This window comes from Kitasatospora aureofaciens (assembly GCF_019192735.1).
GTDB lineage: Bacteria > Actinomycetota > Actinomycetes > Streptomycetales > Streptomycetaceae > Kitasatospora > Kitasatospora aureofaciens_A.
Window position 1 is genome coordinate 58,916 of the sequence record NZ_JAHTKP010000017.1, and the last position, 20,543, is coordinate 79,458.

General features: G+C 72.6%; 11 protein-coding genes. 3 read left to right on the plus strand and 8 right to left on the minus strand.

Features of this window, described 5'->3' with window-relative positions; genetic code table 11:
- Positions 1–68: 68 nt before the first annotated feature.
- The gene (locus KV557_RS19310; protein ID WP_218201911.1) at positions 69–1,310 is read right to left on the minus strand and encodes an acetate kinase; all 1,242 of its coding nucleotides are present in this window, start codon (positions 1,308–1,310) and stop codon (positions 69–71) included.
- Positions 1,307–3,436, minus strand: coding sequence for a phosphate acetyltransferase (pta, locus tag KV557_RS19315; protein ID WP_218201913.1), 2,130 nt, complete (start codon positions 3,434–3,436; stop codon positions 1,307–1,309). Before pta ends, KV557_RS19310 begins: the two co-directional genes overlap by 4 nt.
- Positions 3,437–3,440: 4 nt before the next feature.
- Between pta and KV557_RS19320 the strand changes: the two genes are divergently transcribed.
- Positions 3,441–3,578, plus strand: a complete 138-nt coding sequence (locus tag KV557_RS19320; protein WP_218201914.1) for a hypothetical protein — start codon at positions 3,441–3,443, stop codon at positions 3,576–3,578.
- An 82-nt stretch (positions 3,579–3,660) separates the two neighbouring features.
- On the opposite strand, the gene glgB is transcribed toward KV557_RS19320, so the two are convergent.
- The 4 genes from glgB to KV557_RS19340 form a co-directional block, all read right to left on the minus strand.
- Positions 3,661–6,039 (minus strand): 1,4-alpha-glucan branching protein GlgB, encoded by a 2,379-nt coding sequence (gene glgB / locus KV557_RS19325; protein ID WP_374106648.1) that lies wholly within the window; start codon positions 6,037–6,039, stop codon positions 3,661–3,663.
- A 64-nt stretch (positions 6,040–6,103) separates the two neighbouring features.
- Positions 6,104–7,594, minus strand: a complete 1,491-nt coding sequence (locus KV557_RS19330; RefSeq protein WP_218201916.1) for a maltokinase N-terminal cap-like domain-containing protein — start codon at positions 7,592–7,594, stop codon at positions 6,104–6,106.
- Between the two features lie 242 nt (positions 7,595–7,836).
- Positions 7,837–9,561, minus strand: a complete 1,725-nt coding sequence (gene treS, locus KV557_RS19335) for a maltose alpha-D-glucosyltransferase (protein WP_218201918.1) — start codon at positions 9,559–9,561, stop codon at positions 7,837–7,839.
- Entirely contained in the window at positions 9,558–11,513 is a 1,956-nt protein-coding gene (locus KV557_RS19340; RefSeq protein WP_218202035.1) for an alpha-1,4-glucan--maltose-1-phosphate maltosyltransferase, read from the minus strand. The genes treS and KV557_RS19340 overlap by 4 nt, the downstream gene beginning before the upstream one ends.
- Positions 11,514–12,604: 1,091 nt before the next feature.
- On the opposite strand from KV557_RS19340, the gene glgP reads away from it, so the two are divergent.
- On the plus strand, positions 12,605–15,283 hold the full coding sequence (gene glgP / locus KV557_RS19345) for an alpha-glucan family phosphorylase (protein ID WP_218201920.1): 2,679 nt from the start codon (positions 12,605–12,607) through the stop codon (positions 15,281–15,283).
- 396 nt (positions 15,284–15,679) lie between these two features.
- Complete coding sequence (locus tag KV557_RS19350) at positions 15,680–16,561, plus strand: hypothetical protein (RefSeq protein ID WP_218201922.1); 882 nt, start codon at positions 15,680–15,682, stop codon at positions 16,559–16,561.
- Positions 16,562–16,644: 83 nt separating this feature from the next.
- Here KV557_RS19350 and KV557_RS19355 read toward each other — a convergent pair whose 3' ends face one another.
- Entirely contained in the window at positions 16,645–18,492 is a 1,848-nt protein-coding gene (locus KV557_RS19355) for an ABC transporter ATP-binding protein (protein WP_218201923.1), read from the minus strand.
- Complete coding sequence (locus KV557_RS19360; RefSeq protein WP_218201925.1) at positions 18,489–20,309, minus strand: ABC transporter ATP-binding protein; 1,821 nt, start codon at positions 20,307–20,309, stop codon at positions 18,489–18,491. Before KV557_RS19360 ends, KV557_RS19355 begins: the two co-directional genes overlap by 4 nt.
- Positions 20,310–20,543 lie beyond the last annotated feature (234 nt).

Sequence of the window (20,543 nt, forward strand, 5' to 3'; positions counted from 1 at the left end):
TGGGTGCATTCGGCACGAATCGTGAGGAATCGCCGACGAAGGATTCCGCGGAGCGAGACAAAACAGTGTCAGTCCTCGGACTCCTGGTACTCCTGGTGCTCCCGGGGCTGCCGGTGCACAAGGGCGAAGGCCTGCTGCGCGATCTCCAGTTCCTCGTCGGTGGGCACCACCGCGACCGCCACCCGGGCGTACGCGGGCGAGATGATCCGGGGCTCGCCGGAGCGCACCGAGTTCAGCTCGGGATCCACCGCGATGCCCAGCTCCTCCAGTCCGGCCGTGGCCGCCGCGCGCACCGGCGCCGCGTTCTCGCCGACGCCCGCGGTGAACGCGATCGCGTCCACCCGGCCGAGCACCGCGTAGTAGCCGCCGATGTACTTGCGCAGCCGGTGGATGTAGGAGTCGAAGGCCAGCCTCGCGTCCGCGTCCCCCTCCTCGGCGCGGCGCATGATCTCGCGCATGTCGTTGTCCCCGCACAGGCCGCGCAGGCCGCTGCGGCGGTTGAGCAGGTCGTCGATCTCGTCGATCGACAGCCCGCCGACCCGGTGCAGGTGGAACACCACGCCCGCGTCGATGTCGCCCGAGCGGGTGCCCATGACCAGGCCCTCCAGCGGGGTCAGGCCCATCGAGGTGTCCACGCACCGGCCGCCGCTGACCGCCGAGGCTGAGGCGCCGTTGCCCAGGTGCAGCACGATCACGTTCACCTCGGCCGGGTCCTTGCCGAGCAGCCGTGCGGTGGCCCGCGAGACGTACTGGTGCGAGGTGCCGTGGAAGCCGTAGCGGCGCACCCGGTGCTCGTCCGCGACGGCCTTGTCGATCGCGTACCGGGCCGCGTACTCGGGCATCGAGGCGTGGAAGGCGGTGTCGAAGACGGCCACCTGCGGCAGGTCGGGGCGCAGCGCGCGGGCCACCTCGATGCCGGTGATGTTGGCCGGGTTGTGCAGCGGCGCGACCGGGACCAGCCGGCGGATCTCCCTGAGCACCTCGTCGGTGATCACGGTCGGCTCGGTGAACCGCTTGCCGCCGTGCACCACCCGATGGCCGATCGCGGCCAGCTCGGGGGAGTCCAGCCCGAGGCCGTCGGCGGACAGCTCCTCGGCGACGGCCTTCAGCGCGGCCGAGTGGTCCGGGAAGGTCTGCAGCGTCTCGCGCCGCTCGCCCGAGCGCGGGGTGTGCATCAGCCGCCCGCTCGGCTCGCCGATCCGCTCGACCAGCCCGGAGGCCAGCCGGGCGCCGTCGAGCATGTCGATCAGCTGGTACTTGACGGACGAGGAGCCGGCGTTCAGGACAAGAACGCGCGTACCTTCACTCACTGCTCGGCTCCCTTGCGGTCCTGGGACTGGATGGCGGTGATCGCGACGGTGTTGACGATGTCCTGCACCAGCGCGCCGCGCGAGAGGTCGTTGACGGGCTTGCGCAGACCCTGGAGGACCGGGCCGACCGCCACCGCGCCGGCCGAGCGCTGGACCGCCTTGTAGGTGTTGTTGCCGGTGTTGAGGTCCGGGAAGATCAGCACGGTCGCCCGGCCGGCCACCGCCGAGCCCGGCAGCTTGGTGGCCGCGACGTGCTCGTCCACCGCCGCGTCGTACTGGATCGGGCCCTCGACCAGGATGTCCGGGCGCAGCTCGCGCACCAGCTCGGTGGCCTTGCGGACCTTGTCGACGTCCGCGCCGGAGCCGGAGGTGCCGGTCGAGTACGAGAGCATCGCGACCCGCGGCTCCACGCCGAACTGGGCTGCGGTGGCGGCGGACTGGATCGCGATGTCGGCCAGCTGCTGGGCGTCCGGGTCCGGGTTGACCGCGCAGTCGCCGTAGACCAGCACCTTGTCGGCCAGGCACATGAAGAACACCGAGGAGACGATCGAGGCGCCCGGCGAGGTCTTGATCACCTCGAAGGCGGGCCGGATGGTCGCGGCGGTGGAGTGCACTGCGCCGGAGACCATGCCGTCGGCGATGCCCTCCTGGACCATCAGGGTGCCGAAGTACGAGACGTCGGTGACGACGTCCAGCGCCAGCTCGACGGTCATGCCCTTGTGGGCGCGCAACTGCGCGTACAGCTCGGCGAACTGGCGGCGCAGCGGGCTGGTGGTCGGGTCGACGATTCGCACCTGGGTGCGGTCGGCGCCCGGGGCCTCCTGCGGGAGGTCGATGCCGAGGCTCGCGGCCTTGCGGCGCACCGCGTCGGCCTCGCCGAGCAGGGTGAGGTCGCAGATGTTGCGGCGCAACAGGATCTCGGCCGCGCGCAGCACCCGCTCCTCGGCGCCCTCGGGCAGCACGACGTGCCGGCGCTCGGCCCGGGCCCGCTCCAGCAGCGCGTGCTCGAACATCATCGGGGTGACCCGTTCGGACCGGCCGACCTCGATCAGGGTCGTCAACTCGGCGGTGTCGACGTTCAGTTCGAACAGGCCGAGGGCGACCTCGGCCTTCCGCGGGCTGGCCGAGGTGAGCTTGCCCTCCAGGTGGGTCAGGGTAGCGGCGGTCGGCCAGCTGCCCTCCGGGACGACCGCGACCGGGGTGCCGGGTGCGAGCCGGGCGGCCAGCGCCATCACGTTCGGGCCCGGGTGCTGACCGAGCGTCAGCAGAACGCCGGCGATCGGCGGGGCGCCGGCGGCGTGCGCGGCGAGCGCGCCGATCACCAGGTCGGCGCGGTCCCCGGGGGTGACGACGAGGGCGCCCTCGGTCAGCGCGTCCAGGAAGGTCGGCACCATGGCGCCGCCGAAGACGAAGCCGCGGACGTCCCGGGCGAGGCCGGCCGCGTCCCCGAGCAGCACCTCGGCGCCGGTCGCCTCGACCAGCTGCGCGACGGTCGGCGCGGCCAGCGCCGGCTCCTCCGGGATGACGTAGGCGGGGATCGGCAGCTTCTCGGTGAGCTTGCGCTGGATCTGCTGCTTGGCGCCGGGGGCGACCCGGTTGGCGATCATCGCCAGGGTCTCGCAGCCGAGGTCGGTGTACGCCCGGTGGGCGTTGCGGACCTCGGCGATCACGGCCTCCGGGTCCTCGGCGTGCCCGCCGACCACCGGCAGCACGGCGGCGCCGAACTCGTTCGCCAGACGGGCGTTGAAGGCCAGCTCGTCCGGGATGTTGGTGTCCGCGAAGTCGGTGCCGAGCACCAGCACCACCTGGCAGCGCCGCTCCAGCGCCCGGAACCGGTCCACCAGGGCGGACACCAGCTCGTCCTGCCCCTGCGCGGCCTGCAGGGCGGCGGCCTCCTCGTACGTGAGCCCGTACAGCTCGGAGGCCGGCAGGTCGATCCGGTACCGCCCGCGCAGCAGCTCCACCACGTGGTCCGACCCCGGTCCCCCGGGCGCGTGCGAGTGCACCAGTGGACGGAACACCCCGACCCGGTCCACCTGGCGGGTGAGCAGTTCCATGACCCCGAGCTCGACCGCCTGCCGGCCGTCCCCCCGGTCGATCCCGGTCACGTACACGCTGCGCGCCACGTGGGTGTCTCCGTCCCGTCGTCTCGGAAAGTGGTCATATCGACCATACATTCGGGCGGAGCTCACCGAGTTCATCACCTACGACCACGAACTGGCCAAGGCGGCCGAGGAACTCGGCTTCCCCGTGGCGGCACCGCTGTAATCGGCCGGGCCGGCCGGCGCGGCGGCCTCCACCTCGGAGGCCGCCGCTGAGCCGCCGTTCGGTTCCCGTGCGGAGGGGCGGGTCAGGCCGGGCGGAGCCAGATGGTGGCGAGTGGGGGGAGGATCAGGTCGGCGGAGCGGGGCTGGCCGTTCCACTCGGCCGGGTCGGCCTTGATGGGGTGGGAGTTGCCGATGCCGCTGCCGCCGTAGGTCTCGGCGTCGGTGTTGAGCACTTCCTCCCAGAGCTGGTCGCGGCCTTCGAGGGCGGGCAGGCCGATGCGGTGGCCGTGCCGGACGACGGGGGAGAAGTTGCAGACGGCGACGAGCGGGCTGCCGTCGGCGGCGTAGCGGACGTAGGAGAGCAGGTTGTCCTCGGCGGCGCCGCCGTCGAGCCAGCGGAAGCCGTCGGGGGTGGTGTCGAGCTCCCAGAGGGCGGGGGTGTCGCGGTAGTGGCGGTTGAGGTCGCGGACGAGCCGGCGGACGCCGAGGTGCTCCCGGTGGGCGGGCCACTGCTCGTCGAGCACCCACCACTGCGGGCCCTGCTCGTGGTGCCATTCCGCGCCCTGGGCGAACTCCTGTCCCATGAACAGGAGTTGCTTGCCGGGGTGGGACCACATGAAGCCGAGGTAGGCGCGGTGGTTGGCGCGCTGCTGCCACCAGTCGCCGGGCATCTTGGAGACGAGCGCCTGCTTGCCGTGGACGACCTCGTCGTGCGAGATCGGCAGGATGTAGTTCTCGGAGTAGGCGTACACCATCGAGAAGGTGATCTCGTTGTGGTGGTACTTGCGGTGCACCGGCTCCTTGGACATGTAGACCAGCGAGTCGTGCATCCAGCCCATGTTCCACTTGAGCCCGAAGCCGAGGCCGCCGCTGTCGGTGGGGCGGGTGACGCCGTCCCAGGCGGTGGACTCCTCGGCGACGGTGACGACGCCGGGGCAGCGGCGGTAGACGGTGGCGTTCATCTCCTGCAGGAACGCGGCGGCGTCGAGGTTCTCCCGGCCGCCGTACTGGTTGGGCGTCCAGGCGCCGCCCTCGCGGGAGTAGTCGAGGTAGAGCATGGAGGCGACGGCGTCCACCCGCAGCCCGTCGATGTGGAACTCCTCGCACCAGTAGACCGCGTTGGCGACCAGGAAGTTCCGGACCTCCGTGCGCCCGTAGTCGAACTCCAGCGTGCCCCAGTCGGGGTGCTCGGCGCGCAGCGGGTCGGCGGGCTCGTAGAGCGGCTCGCCGTCGAAGCGGGCGAGGGCGAAGTCGTCCTTGGGGAAGTGGGCGGGCACCCAGTCGACGATCACGCCGATGCCGTGCCGGTGCAGGGTGTCCACCAGGTACCGGAAGTCGTCAGGGCTGCCGAGCCGCGCGGTGGGGGCGTAGTAGCCGGACACCTGGTAGCCCCAGGAGCCGCCGAAGGGGTGCTCCATGACCGGCATGAACTCCACGTGGGTGAAGTTCAACTCCTTGAGGTATCCGGGCAGTTCCTCGGCGATCGCGCGGTAGGTGGTGAGGTCGGGCCGCCAGGACGGCAGGTGCAGCTCGTACACCGACATCGGCGCCCGGTGGTGTGCGGCGCGCGCCCGGCGGGCCATCCACTCGCCGTCCTCCCACCGGTACGCGGAGGAGGTGACCACCGAGGCGGTGCCGGGCGGGCACTGGGCGGCGCGGGCCAGCGGGTCGGCCTTGTCGAGCACCCAGCCCTGCCGGGTGTGGATCTCGTACTTGTACGTGGTGCCCTCGGCGAGGCCGGGGACGAACAGCTCCCAGATGCCGGAGGAGCCGAGCGAGCGCATCGGGTGCCCGGTGCCGTCCCAGTGGTTGAAGTCCCCGATCAGCCGGACCCCGGCGGCGTTCGGCGCCCAGACCGCGAAGGCGGTGCCGGCCACCCCGTCGACGGTGCGCACGTGCGAGCCGAGCGCCCGCCACAGCTGCTCGTGCCGGCCCTCGGAGATCAGGTGCAGGTCGAGCTCGCCGAGGGTGGGCGGGGTGCGGTAGCCGTCGTGCTGGGCGAGCGGTTCGCCGCCCGGGTAGGTCACCAGCAGCGTGTAGTCGGGGAGTTCGCCGCCGGCCAGCAGACCGGTGAACAACCCGCCCTGCTGGTGGGTGAGTTCGGCCGGGCCCTGGGCGGTCTCGACGATCACCCGCTCGGCGAGCGGCCGCAGCACCCGGATCGCGGTGCCGCCGTGCACCGGGTGGGCGCCGAGCAGGGCGTGCGGGTCGTGGTGCTGCCCGCCGACCAGCCGGTCCACCTCGGCGGGCGGCAGCGGCGCCTCGGGCAGCCGCAGCGGGGCGACGGGAAGGGCTTCGGCCGCCGCGGGCTCGCGCTGGGGGATGGCGGCGGCCCGCCCGTCCGGTTCCTCCGGGCGCTCGTCGCTGTCGGCACCGGCGCGCCCTTCGGCTCCGGGCGGGCCGGCCAGGAAGGTGGCCGGTACGGGGCGGGTGGTGCGGCCGGGCGGGTCGAGCGGCGTCACGGCTGGGTCCTCCTGCGGCGGGGGGTGGGCGAGCTCCGGGCTGGCGGTACGGGTGAAGGGGTGATCAGACGGTCAGGGCGAGCCGGTTGATCGCGGCCAGCGGGATCGGCAGCCAGCTCGGCCGGTGCCGGGCCTCGTACACCACCTCGTAGACCGCCTTGTCGATCTCCAGCGCCCGCATCAGCTCCGGCGAGGCCGCCGGGTCGACGCCGCCCCCGGCGGTGTACCCGGCGCAGAAGGCGGTGCGGTTGCGCTGCGCCCAGGCGGCGGCGAGGTGGGCGAGTTCCGGGTCGACGGGGCCGCCGGCCAGCAGGTGGGCGGCCGCGTAGTCGAAGGAGCGGAGCATCGCGGCGACGTCCCGCAGGGCGGGCTGCGGTTCGCGGCGCTCGTTGACGGACTTGGCCGGTTCGCCCTCGAAGTCGAGCAGGACCCAGCCGTGCGGGGTGCGCATGGCCTGCCCGAGGTGGAGGTCGCCGTGGATGCGCTGGACCGGCAGGCCGTCCGGGTGGGCGTCGGCGAGCTGCTGGAAGGCGGTGCGCAGCGCGGCCCGGTAGCGCAGCAGCCCGGGGACGGCGGCGACCGCGCTGTCGAGCCGGTCGGCCATGGCGGTGGCGAGCTGCCGGGTCTGGGTGCGGTCGAGCCGGGCGACCGGCATCGAGCGGGCGAGCACCCGGTGGACCTCGGCGGTGGCCCGGCCGAGCCGGTGCGCCTCGATGGCGAAGTTGCCGGGGGAGGGGTCGCCCTTGAGCCGGCCGACCTGGTCGAGGGCGAGTTCCCAGCCGTCCTCGGCGTCCGGCAGGTAGCGCTGGAGCAGGCCGAGGGTGGCGGGTTCGGCGCGTTCCATCCGGCTCTCGAACCAGGCGGCGACGCGGGGGATGCGGGTGGAGCCGGCCCGGGAGAGGGCGAGCGAGAGTTCCAGGTCGGGGTTGGTGCCGGGGTGGATGCGGCGGAACAGCTTGAGGATGTAGGAGGTGCCGTAGATGACGGAGCTGTTGGACTGCTCGGCGGTGGAGGCGCGGCCGGGGATGCTGGTGGGCAGCCCGGAGCCGGGCGTGCGGCGGAAGGCGAGCGAGCCGAAGCGGTCGCCGGTGGCCAGGTGCTCCAGCAGCCGCCCGGTGAGCTCGGGGTCGTGGACCGCGTCGTAGAGGGTCGCGCCGTCGTACGGGCCCTGGCTGAGCCGGCCGAGGACGGCGCTGGGCTCGATGTCGGCGGGGCCCTCGGAGCGGATGCCGAGGAGGAGTTGGTAGACGTCCCCGTGCGGGGCGCCGGCCGTGGTGGCGTGCTCGACCCGGAGCAGGAGGTGCAGCAGGGCCGGGTCGCCGACCTGCAGCGGGGTTCCGACCACCGGGGTGAGGCCGGTGATGGGCCGTCCCTTTCCGGCGTACCAGCGCTGGGTGGGGAGCCACTCGGAGATCAGCGGCAGGGCCGCCTGGACGAGTTCGCTGACCCCCAGGGCGGTTCTCCGGACCCCGGTGCTCCGCGCGCCCGCCGGCGCGGCGGGGCCGGCCGGGGTGTCGTGCTGCACATGGGCTTGAGAACGGGAGGTTTCGGACATGACTCCCTTTCCCCGGAAGCGGGCCGACTGCCCGACGGGTCTGGCCGGGTCCGTCAGTCTTCCGGATTTCGGCGGCGCGGCGGCGACGGCACGCGAGCGGGTCTCGGGTGTCACGCCTTCGTGTGGGTGGCCGTTGGGCTGTTCTCCGTACGTCGCGGTGCGGAGAACTCCGGGGGCACGGGGCTTCAACTCGCGCCCCCGGAGGGTCTGGTGGTGCGGTCGGGCCGGCGTCCGGCGGATCGTTACTTCGACCGCCTGGTCCCGCTCAGTCGCGGGGGCTGCCGGAGCTGGAACCAGTAGAAGCCGTGGCCGGCCAGGGTGAGCAGGTACGGCCACTCACCGATCGAGGGGAAGCGCACCCCGCCGATCAGCTCGACCGGGTACCGTCCGCCGTACTGCCGCAGGTCCAGTTCGGTCGGCTGCGCGAACCGCGAGAAGTTGTTCACGCACATGACCAGGTCCCCCTCGTACTCGCGCACGAACGCCAGCACCGCGGGGTTGCTGGAGGGCAGTTCGGTGTACGTGCCGAGGCCGAACGCCAGGTTGAGCTTGCGGATCTCGATCATGCGACGCGTCCAGTGCAGCAGTGAACTCGAACTGCTCTGCTGTGCCTCGACGTTGGTCACCTGATAGCCGTACACCGGGTCCATGATGGGCGGCAGACTGAGCCTGCCCGGGTCGGCGGAGGAGAAACCCGCGTTGCGGTCCGGGGTCCACTGCATCGGCGTGCGGACGCCGTCCCGGTCGCCGAGCCAGATGTTGTCGCCCATGCCGATCTCGTCCCCGTAGTAGAGCACCGGCGAGCCGGGCAGGGAGAGGAGCAGGGCGGTGAACAGCTCGATCTGGTTGCGGTCGTTCTCCAGCAGCGGGGCGAGCCGGCGGCGGATGCCCACGTTGGCGCGCATCCGGGGGTCCTTGGCGTACTCCGCGTACATGTAGTCGCGTTCCTCGTCGGTGACCATCTCCAGGGTCAGCTCGTCGTGGTTGCGCAGGAAGATGCCCCACTGGCAGCCGCTGGGGATGTGCGGGGTCTTGGCGAGGATCTCCGAGACGGGGTAGCGGGACTCCCGCCGCACCGCCATGAAGATCCGCGGCATCACCGGGAAGTGGAACGCCATGTGGCACTCGTCGCCGCCCGCGGTGAAGTCGCCGAAGTAGTCGACGACGTCCTCCGGCCACTGGTTTGCCTCGGCGAGCAGCACGGTGTCGGGGTAGTTGGCGTCGATCTCCTTGCGGACCCGCTGGAGGAACTCGTGCGTCTCCGGCAGGTTCTCGCAGTTGGTGCCCTCGCGGGCGAACAGGTAGGGCACCGCGTCCAGCCGGAAGCCGTCGATGCCGAGGTCGAGCCAGAACCGCAGGCCGGCGATCATCTCCTGCTGGACCCGGGGGTTGTCGTAGTTGAGGTCCGGTTGGTGCGAGAAGAACCGGTGCCAGTAGTACTGCTTGCGGACCGGGTCGTACGTCCAGTTGGAGGTCTCGGTGTCGACGAAGATGATCCGGGCGTCGGGGTACGCCTTGTCGTCGTCGGCCCACATGTAGAAGTCGCCGTACGGCCCGTCCGGGTCCGTCCGGGAGGCCTGGAACCACGGGTGCTGGTCGCTGGTGTGGTTCATGACGAAGTCGATGATCACGCGCATGCCGCGGGCGTGCGCGGCGTCCACGAACTCCATGAAGTCGGCGAGGTCGCCGAACTCCGGCAGCACCGACTTGTAGTCGGCCACGTCGTACCCGCCGTCGCGCAGCGGCGAGGCGAAGAACGGCGGGAGCCAGAGGCAGTCGATCCCGAGCCACTGGAGGTAGTCGAGCTTGGCCGTGAGCCCCTTGAGGTCCCCGACCCCGTCGCCGTTGCTGTCCTGGAAGGACCGCACCAGCACCTCGTAGAAGACCGCACGCTTGAACCACTCGGGGTCCAGGTTCTTCTTCGAGGTCTCGGGGAAGGTGTCGGGGACGGGCTCGTTCACTGTCACGCTGGGTTCCTCCGAACCGTGAGGAGGTGAGCCGGCTCGGCTGAGGGATCGAGCCGGACGTAGTTGTGCCGGCCCCACGTGTAGACGGCGCCGGTGAGCTCGTCGTGCACCGCGTAGGGACCATCGCCGTCGAGCGTGACGGTGGCCTCCTGCACGTGGTGCGGGTCGAGGTTGACGACCGTGATCACCTGGTCGGTCAGGCCCTCGGGGGTGGTCGCGGTCTTGGAGTAGGCGATCACCTGGTCGTTGTCGGTGGGGTGGAAGCGCAGGTCGCGCAGCTGCTGGAGGGCGGGGTGGCGACGGCGCAGCCGGTTCAGCACGGTGAGCAGCGGGGCGAGGGTGTCGGTGCGGTTCCAGTCACGCGGGCGCAGCTCGTACTTCTCCGAGTGCAGGTACTCCTCGGAGCCCGGGCGGGCCGGCTCGTTCTCGAACAGCTCGTAGCCGGCGTAGACGCCGTAGCTGGGGGCGAGGGTGGCGGCGAGCACGGCCCGGACGGCGAACGCGGCCCGGCCGCCGTGCTGGAGGTAGGCGTGCAGGATGTCCGGGGTGTTGGCGAAGAAGTTGGGCCGCATGCAGGCGGCGGCGTCGCCGGTGAGTTCGGTGAGGTACTCGGTGAGTTCCGGTTTGGTGGTGCGCCAGGTGAAATACGTGTACGACTGGTGGAAACCGATCTTCCCGAGGGTGTGCATCATCGCGGGGCGGGTGAAGGCCTCCGCCAGGAACACGACATCCGGGTCGGTGCGGGCGATGTCGGCGAGCACCTTCTCCCAGAACAGCACCGGCTTGGTGTGCGGGTTGTCGACCCGGAAGATCCGCACTCCGTGGGACATCCAGAAACGGAGGATACGGATGGTTTCCTTGACGATTCCTTCCATGTCCTGGTCGAAGTTGATCGGATAGATGTCCTGGTACTTCTTCGGCGGGTTCTCGGCGTACGCGATGGTGCCGTCGGCGCGGTGGCTGAACCATTCCGGATGCTTGTTCACCCACGGGTGGTCGGGGGAGCACTGGAGGGCGAAGTCCAGCGCCACCTCCAGGTGCAGCGCCTGGGCCTCGGCGACGAAGTGGTCGAAGTCCTCGATGGTGCCGAGGTCCGGGTGGATCGCGTCGTGGCCGCCCTCGGGGGAGCCGATCGCCCAGGGCGAGCCGACGTCGTGCGGACCGGCCGTCAGGGTGTTGTCCGGGCCCTTGCGGTAGGCGCGTCCGATCGGGTGGACGGGCGGCAGGTAGACCACGTCGAAGCCCATCGCGGCGACCGCGGGCAACCGCTCGGCGGCGGTGCGCAGGGTGCCCGAGCGCGGCGGCTCGACGCCGCTCGGGTCCACCACGGCGCCCTCCGAGCGGGGGAAGAACTCGTACCAGGAGCCGAACAGGGCGCGCTCGCGGTCCACCTGGAGCGGCAGCGGGCGGGAGGCGCTGACCAGCTCGCGCAGCGGGTAGCGGGCCAGCAGGTCCAGCACCTCGGGCGCGAGCGCGGCGGCCAGCCGGGACAGCGGCGGCAGGCCGGGATCGCGCAGCGCGTCGGCGGCGGCCAGCACGTGCGCGCGGCCCTCCTTCTTCGGCACGCCGTTCGCGGCCTGCTCCAGCAGCCGGGCGCCCTCCTCCAGGACCAGCGCGGTGTCGATCCCGGCGGGCAGCTTCACCGACGCGGTCCTGCGCCAGGTGGCGACCGGGTCGCTCCACGCCTCGACCAGGTACGACCAGCGGCCGGGCGCGGTCGGGGTGACGTGGGCGCCCCAGCGGTCGGTGCCCTCGGCGAGCTCGCGCATCGGGGTCCACGGGCCGCTGCGGCCGCGCGGGTCGCGCAGCACCACGTTGGCGTTGACGGCGTCGTGGCCCTCGCGGAACACGGTGGCGGTCACCAGGAAGGTCTCGCCGGCGACCGCCTTGGCCGGGCGGCGGCCGGCGTCGACGAGGGGGCTGACGTCCAGGACGGGGATGCGGCCGATCACGGTGTCGCTCTCTGTCGTCTTGCGGGCGGAGGGCTTGCGGGCGGGCGTCTTCGCTGCCGTCTTGCTGGTCGCTGTCCTGCTTGCAGCCGTCTTGCTTGCGGCCGTCTTGCGTGGCGCGGCAGCGGACTTCCCGACAGCGGACGTCCCGACAGCGGACGTCCCGGCGCCGGCCTTCGGGGTGACGGCCTGCGCGGTGGACCCGGCGGTGGCGGCGCGGCGCGTGGTGGTGGTGCGCCTGCGCGGTGCCGCGGTCCGGTCCTCCTCGGCCCCGGGTTGTCCGGCCGCTTCGGAGGGTTCGTCACGGACCGCCCCGGACGTCCTGGGCGCCGGCATCGCCGGGTCTGTCCGAGTGTCAGAATCCATCCGTCCGGAGGATTCCGCGACCGCTGCGTCGAGAGTGTCGGCCACCGGTGTGGACTGGTCCCGCGTGTCGCCGTGCATGCCAAGCTCCTGCCCGAGATCGGCGGCAGCTCCCACGGGCGCCGGGGGGCGGGCCAGGGGAGTACCGGGAGGACTGCTGGGTGGGGAGGACGTGCGACCGGAAGCCTGCCCGCGCCGCCGTCCCCGGCAACCTGCCCGGCGCCCGCCGAGCCCGTGGCAGGACGCCCCGGAGCCCGCGCGCGTCCCGGCGCACGCCTCCGGGGGCACGCCCCTGGGTGACCCGGTCCACCCGTGAACGAGCCAACCCGGTACGAGGACACGCGTCGGAGCGCGGTGAGCGCCGATTGAGCTAAGGAGGATGAGGAACGATCAACGCGAAAAGGATTCGGACGTGCTGCTTCGAGGAGGGCGCCACCCGTCGCCGCACTCCCCACAGCATCAACGACCTTGGGTCATCCTCGCACCGAGGACAAGACTTTTGCAGCGGTACGACAGTAGTTTCGGGGTTTGTCCGGAGCGGATGAGCCGCCGGAAATGGATCTGTTCCGCAGTGTTCACGCATTGGTAGCGCGAACCCCCGGAAAAGTGCGCCCTGCGCGCCCCCCGTGCAGACCAATGCGCCGAATGCGATCTCATCAATAGCCCGAACGGATGCCCAATAGGCCACTTGACCCACTGTCATGACGGCCATCGAGGCTACGCTTCACGCCGTGAAGGCAATCCGCAGATTCACCGTCCGCACCGTCCTGCCCGAACAACTCCAGCCGTTGCACGAGCTGGCCCTCAACCTGCGCTGGTCCTGGCACCCCGAGACCAGGGACCTCTTCCGGTCCGTGGACCCGGAGGTCTGGGCCGCGACCGGCGAGGACCCGGTGCGGCTGCTCGGGGAGGTCCCGGCCACCCGGCTCGCCGCGCTCGCCGCCGACCGGCGGTTCCTGCGCAGACTCGGCGACCTCGCCGACGACCTGCGCGAGTACCTGGCCGGCCCGCGCTGGTACCAGTCCCAGGAGACCGGCGGCGCCCCGCTGCCCGCCGCCATCGCCTACTTCTCGCCCGAGTACGGCATCGCCGCCGCACTGCCCCAGTACTCCGGCGGCCTCGGCATCCTGGCCGGCGACCACCTCAAGGCCGCCAGCGACCTCGGCGTGCCGGTGATCGGCGTGGGGCTGTTCTACCGGCACGGCTACTTCCGGCAGTCCCTCGACCGGGACGGCTGGCAGCAGGAGCGCTACCCGCTGCTCGATCCGGACGAACTCGCGGTCAGCCTGCTCCGGGAGAGTGACGGCACCCCCTGCCGGGTCGACCTCGCCCTGCCCGGCGGCCGCACCCTCGCCGCGCACATCTGGAAGGCCCAGGTCGGCCGGGTCCCGCTGCTGCTCCTCGACTCCGACACCGAGGCCAACTCGCCCGCCGAGCGCGACGTCACCGACCGGCTCTACGGCGGCGGCAGCGAGCACCGGCTGCTCCAGGAGATGCTGCTCGGCATCGGCGGCGTCCGCGCCGTCCGCGCCTACTGCCGGCTCACCGGCCACCCCGCCCCCGAGGTCTTCCACACCAACGAGGGCCACGCCGGCTTCCTCGGCGTCGAGCGGATCCGCGAGCTGGTCGCCGCCGGCCCGGCCGACACCGACACGGCCGGCCTCGACTTCGCCGCCGCCCTGGAGTCCGTCCGGGCCGGCACCCTCTTCACCACCCACACGCCCGTCCCGGCCGGCATCGACCGCTTCGACCGCGAGCTGGTCGCCCGGCACTTCGGCGGCGACGCCGCGCTACCAGGCGTCCCGGTCGAACCCGTGCTCGCGCTCGGCGCCGAGACCTGGCGCGGCGGGGACCCGAAGCTCTTCAACATGGCCGCCATGGGCCTGCGGCTCGCCCAGCGCGCCAACGGGGTCTCCACCCTGCACGGCGAGGTCAGCCGCGCCATGTTCAACGGCCTCTGGTCCGGCTTCGACCCGTCCGAGGTGCCGATCACCTCCGTCACCAACGGCGTCCACGCCGCCACCTGGATCGACCCGGCCGTGGTCCGGCTCGGCGCCGCCGAGATCGGCGTCGACCGCGCCGAGGACGCCATGACCACCGGCGACGCCAAGCGCTGGACGGGTCTGGAGCGGATCGCCAACACCGACATCTGGGAGCTGCGCCGCAGCCTGCGCGCCCAGCTCGTCGACGAGGCCCGCCGCCGGCTGCGCGACTCCTGGCGCCAGCGCGGCGCCGGCGAGGCCGAGCTCGGCTGGGTCGCCTCGGTGCTCGACCCGGACGTGCTCACCATCGGCTTCGCCCGCCGGGTGCCCTCGTACAAGCGGCTCACCCTGATGCTGCGCGACCCGGCACGGCTGCGCGCCCTGCTGCTGCACCCCACCCGGCCGGTGCAGATCGTCGTCGCCGGCAAGGCCCACCCGGCCGACGACGGCGGCAAGCGGCTGATCCAGCAGATGGTCGCCTTCGCCGACGACCCGGCCGTCCGGCACCGGATCGTCTTCCTGCCGGACTACGACATGGCGATGGCCCGGCACCTCTACCCGGGCTGCGACGTCTGGCTGAACAACCCGCTGCGCCCGCTGGAGGCCTGCGGCACCTCCGGGATGAAGGCTGCGCTCAACGGCTGCCTCAACCTGTCCGTCCTGGACGGCTGGTGGGACGAGTGGTACGACGGCCAGAACGGCTGGGCGATCCCCACCGCCGACGAGAGCAGCGGCGTGCTCGACCCGGAGAGCCGGGAGGCCGAGCGGCGCGACGACATCGAGGCCGCCGCGCTGTACGACCTGATCGAGGAGCAGGTCGCGGCCCGCTTCTACGACCGGGGCGCGGACGGGCTGCCGCACCGCTGGATCGCCATGGTCCGGCACACCCTGGTCACCCTCGGCCCCAAGGTGCTGGCCGGCCGGATGGTCCGCGAGTACGTCGAGCGGCTGTACGCCCCGGCGGCGCTCGCCCAGCGGGAGCTGGCGGCGGGGCGGAACACCGGGGCCCGCGAGCTGGCGGTGTGGAAGGCGAAGGTCCGGGAGGCCTGGCCGGCCGTCCGGGTCGAGCACGTCGAGGCGGACTGCCCGGACGAGGCGCAGGAGCTGGGCAGCTCGCTGGCGCTGCGGGTGCAGGTCGCGCTCGGCGCGCTGGAGCCGGGCGACGTCGAGGTGCAGGTGGTGTCCGGCCGGGTGGACGAGTCGGACGGCATCTCGGACGCCTGCCTGCTGGCGCTCAAGCCGGTCGGCGGCCCGGACCTGGACGGGCGGACCCGGTACGAGGGCTCGCTGGAGCTGTGCCGGACCGGCCCGTTCGGCTACACCGTCCGGGTGCAGCCGGCCCACCCGCGGCTGGCCTCCCCGGCGGAGCTCGGGCTGGTCGCCCTGCCCGCCGAGTCGGCCGGGATGGACGCGGGGCTGCTCAGATAGTCGCCCGCTCGCCTCCGGGCGCGCCCTTCGGGTACCCGGCGCCGACGCTCATCGCTCCCGCGCTCCCTCCTTCGTCGGTTGCTCCCTCGCTCCCTCGCTTTCGGCACCGGCGCGCCCTTCGGCTCGGGGCGGGTCGGGTCGCCCGCTCGCCTCCGGGCGCGCCCTTCGGGTACCCGGCGCCGACGCTCATCGCTCCCGCGCTCCCTCCTTCGTCGGTTGCTTCCTCGCTCCCTCGCTTTCGGCACCGGCGCGCCCTTCGGCTCGGGGCGGTGCGGGGCAGCCCGTCGCACCGCCCCGGGCGGCGTTCGCCCGGGCAGCGTTCGACTGCTACGGACGGAAGCCGCCCGGTTGCCCTGCGTTGCAGGCGGGGGGAGCGTTGTGGTCATGATACGAACCATGCGTGCGGCGGCTCTGGCCGTGCTGTCCGTTGTCCTCGTGGCGTGGCCGGCCCAGGCGGCCCGTTCCTCGGCGCCCCCGCCGCCGGCGGCGCAGCTGACGATCGAGCTGTGCCCTCCTGAAGCGCCGGTCGTGCCCGGTGAGACGGGGATCCTGGAGGTCCACGTCACCAACCACGGCCCGGCCGCGACCGGCGACGAGACCATGGTGGTCGTCCACTTCCCGCCGCCGGGCGTGGTGAGGGACGCGAACCCGCCGGTGACCCTGACGTACTTCGGGACCGGAAGCTCCTACAAGCTGCCGGCGGGCCTGGCACCGGGGGAGACGTCGGTGGAGCGGCTGTCGCTGTACGTCGCGCCGATCACCTCGCCGTTCACCACGATCAGCGGGGACGTGCAGGCGTTCTACCCGGGCGACCCGGACCAGTCCGGTCACACCACCCCGTACAGCTTCACGACCGCCGACACCCGGGCGCACTTCATGGTCGGGGCGTCGTCGGCGTGGGAGGCCGGCCATCCGGTGCTGCAGCCGGGTGACTTCAAGGGGGCGCCCGGGGCGACGATCGGCCTGCCGCTGTGGGTGTACAACGACGGGCCCTCGTACTCGACCCACCCGATCGACGTCCTGATCACGACTCCGGAGCACACCACGCTGACGGGCAAGACGCCGTACGGCTGCACGGCGACCGGGCCGCGGTCGCTGGCGTGCCACTACGCGACGGGTCCGCGGTACAAGGACGCGACCTTCATCAACCCGAGCGTGGTGATCGACCCGGCGACGGTGTCGGGGCAGGTGCTGCCCGGCGGGACGCTGGACGTGTCCGGGGTGGAGGACTGCCCCAGCCCGGACTGGCACACGGACTACGCGGTGACGGTGACCTGAGCGTTGCCCACCGTCGGCGGCCCGGACCGGGGCGTGTCGAGGACGCGGCCCGGTCCGGGCCTCTGCCATGTGCGGGCGGCGGCTCAGACCAGGCTGTCCCGCCAGGCCTTGTGCAGCTCGGCGAAGCGGCCGGCGCCGTCGATCAGCTCCTGCGGGGTGCCGTCCTCGACGATCCGGCCCTGGTCCATCACCAGGACGCGGTCGGCGATCTCCACGGTGGAGAGCCGGTGGGCGATGATCACGGCCGTCCGGCCGGCCAGCACCGTGCGCATCGCCCGCTGGACGGCCTGCTCGCCGGGGACGTCCAGCGAGCTGGTCGCCTCGTCGAGGATGAGCACCGCCGGGTCGGCCAGCAGGGCCCGGGCGAACGCGACCAACTGGCGCTGCCCGGCGGAGATCCGCCCGCCGCGCTTGCGCACGTCGGTGTCGAAGCCGTCCGGGAGCGCGGCGATGAACTCGTACGCGCCGATGTCCCGGGCGGCCTGCTCGACCTCCTCACGGGTGGCGCCGGGGCGGCCGATCGCGATGTTCTCGGCGACGGTGCCGGAGAACAGGAATGACTCCTGGGTCACCATGACCACCCCGCGCCGCAGTTCGGGCGTGGCGAGGTCACGGAGGTCGACGCCGTCCAGCCGGATCCGGCCGTCGGTCGGGTCGTAGAAGCGGGCCAGCAGCTTGGCGACCGTCGACTTGCCCGCGCCGGTCGCGCCGACCACGGCCACCGTCTGCCCGGCCGGGATCAGCAGGTCGAACGGCGGCAGCACCTCCTTGCCGGTGCGGTACGCGAAGCGGGTCCGCTCGAAGCGGACCTCCCGGCCCTTGCCGGCCGGCTCCGGCAGCCCGGCGGGCTCGGCCGGTTCGGCGACGGTCGGCTCGTGGGCGAGCAGGCCGGCGATCTTCTCCAGTGCGGCGGCGGCCGACTGATAGCTGTTCAGGAACATCGCCAGCTGGTCGATCGGGTCGTACAGCCGACGCAGGTAGAGCACGAAGGCGGTGAGCACGCCCAGCTCCGCCGTGCCGTCGGCGACCAGGTACGCGCCGAGCAGCACCACGCCGGTGGTCCAGATGTTGGCGGTGGTGCGGGAGAGGCCGACGTACCGGGCGAGCTCCAGGAAGCCGTCCGCGGTCGCGGTGGCGGACTGCTGGTTGACGACGGCGAAGGCGGCGTCGTTGGCCCGCTCGCGGCGAAAGGCCTGCACCGGGCGGATGCCGTTCATGGTCTCGGTGAAGCGGACGATCATCGAGGCGGCCGAGGTCCGCGAGCGGCGGTACACCCGGCGCGAGCGGGTCCGGAAGGAGTGGGCGATCAGGGCCAGCGGCAGCAGCGCGGCCAGCGAGGCCAGGCCGAGCCGCCAGTCCAGCACCAGCAGCAGCACCGAGATGTAGCAGACCGACAGGAAGACGGTCAGCAGCTCCTGGAGGCCCTCGGAGAGCAGCTCGCGCAGCGCGTCGATGTCGCTGGTGGCGCGGGAGATGATCCGGCCCGAGGTGTAGCGCTCGTGGAAGTCCAGGCTGAGCCGCTGGGCGTGCCGGAAGATCCGGCCGCGCAGCTCCAGCAGGATGTCCTGGTTGACCCGGGCGCTGATCTTGATGAACGCCCACTGGAGCACCGGGCTGAGCAGCGAGAAGGCCAGGTACGCGGAGATCACCGAGATCAGCGGCCCGGCGTCGTGCTCGCGCAGCGCCGGGATGCCGCGGTCCATCGCGACCGCGACCAGCAGCGGGCCGGACTGCAGGGCGGCCTGCTGGACCAGGATCACCAGCATCGCGACGGCGATCCGGGCCCGGTGCGGGCCGAGCAGCGAGCGCAGCAGCGCCCGGGGCGCGCCGGGCGGGACGGGGATGTCCTCCTCGTCGGCCGGGGGCGGGGGCAGCTCCTCCTCGACCGGCTGCTCCCCGGTGCGGCCGGCGGGCTCGACGGTGGTGGTCATCGGGTGGTGCCCCCCTCGGAGATGAGCGCGGCCTCGGGTGCGAAAGCGGCCTCGCCCGACATCAGTTCGCGGTAGTGCGCCGAGCTGCGCAGCAGCTCCTGGTGGGTGCCGACGGCCTCGATCCGGCCGTCCGCGAGGACCGCGACCCGGTCGGCGAGCAGCACGGTGCTGGGGCGGTGGGCGACCACCAGGGCGGTGGTGGAGCCGAGGACCTCGCGCAGGGCCGCCTCGACCAGCGCCTCGGTGTGCACGTCGAGGGCGGAGAGCGGGTCGTCCAGGACCAGGAAGGCCGGGTCGCCGACCACCGCACGGGCCAGTGCGAGGCGCTGGCGCTGGCCGCCGGACAGGCTGAGGCCCTGCTCGCCGACCTCGGTGTCCACCCCGGCCGGGAGCTTCTCGACGAAGCCGGCCTGGGCGGTGGCGAGCGCGGCGCGCAGCCGGTCGTCGCCCGCGCCCGGGGCGCCCATCAGGACGTTCTCCCGGACGGTGGCGGAGAACAGGGTGGGCTCCTCGAAGGCCACCGCGACCAGCTCGCGCAGCCGTTCCCGGGGCAGCTCGCGGATGTCCCGGCCGTCCAGGGTGATGGTGCCGGCGGTGGCCTCGTACAGCCGGGGGAGCAGCGCGGTGAGCGTGGTCTTGCCGCTGCCAGTGGCGCCGACCAGGGCCATCGTCTCGCCGCTGCGGATGTGCAGGTCGATGCCGCGGAGCAGGTCGGGGGTGCCGTCGGGGGCGTCGGGGTAGCGGAAGTGGACGCCGGTGAAGCGGATGCCGTCGGCGGTCGGGCCGAGGTCGGTGGCGGTGCCCGGGTCGGCCGGTTCGGGCTCGTCCATGACCTCGAAGAAGCGGTCGGTGGCGGTGGCGGCCTCGTTGGCGTAGGCGAGCAGCCAGCCGAGGGACTCGACCGGCCAGCGCAGCGCGAGAGCGGTGGAGAGGAAGGCGACCAGGGTGCCGGCGCTCAGCTCGTCGTGCGCGACCAGGTAGGCGCCGACGGCGAGTGCGCAGCCGAGGGCGAGTTCGGGCAGGCCGACGATGACCGCCCACAGGTTGGCGAGCAGGCCGGCCTTGCGCAGCTCGGTGCGGCGCAGCAGGTGGGACTGTGCCGTGAAGCGCTCGGCCATCGAGCGGTGGCGGCCGAAGGCCTTGAGGATGCGGATGCCGAGGATGGACTCCTCGACGACGGTGGCGAGGTCGCCGTTCTGGTCCTGGGCGCGCCGGGAGGCGCCGGAGTAGCCGGACTCGAAGCGCCGGGTGAGCACGAACAGCGGCGCGGCGGGCAGCACGACGATCAGGGCGAGCCGCCAGTCCTGGGTGAACATCACCGCCGTGCCGGCCAGGAACATCACCGAGTTGACGATCAGGAAGACCAGGGGGAAGGCCAGGAACAGCCGCATGGTGTACATGTCGGCGGTGGCCCGGGAGAGCAACTGGCCGGATCCCCACCGTTCGTGGAAGGAGACCGGCAGCCGCTGGAGCTTGGCGAACAGGTCGCTGCGCATGGCCGTCTCCAGCCCGGCCAGCGGGCGGGCCAGGACCACCCGGCGGGTGTAGAACAGGGCGGCCTCGATCAGGCCGAGGAGCAGCAGCAGGCCGGCGAGCGGCCAGAGCCCGGCCAGGTCGTGGTCGGCGAGCGGGCCGTCGACGATCCGGCCGAGGACGATCGGGACGGCGAGGACGCTCATCATGGCGAGCACGGCGGCCGTCACCGAGACGGCCAGCTTTCGGCGGACGCCCCGGGCGTAGGGCCACAGGCGCAGCAGGGAGCGGACCGTGGAGCGGTGCCCGGTCGCGGAGTCGTCGTGTTGTCGGTTCTCGGCCATCGCCGTGAGGGTAGGCAGAGCTTCCGTCATTTCTCATCAGGTTTTTCGCCCCTGTCGCGGCCGTGGGGCGAGAACCGGCCACCCGTTCGGGCGGGGCGCGCGTGTCCGGTGGGGCGCGCGTTTCCGGTCGTGCAGGGAGGAGCGCGTCGTGCGCCTCTTGCGAGCCCCTGCTCACCGCCTTCGTCGACTACGAACTCAAGCCGCGCGGGACTGACGTTGACCGACGCGCACGTT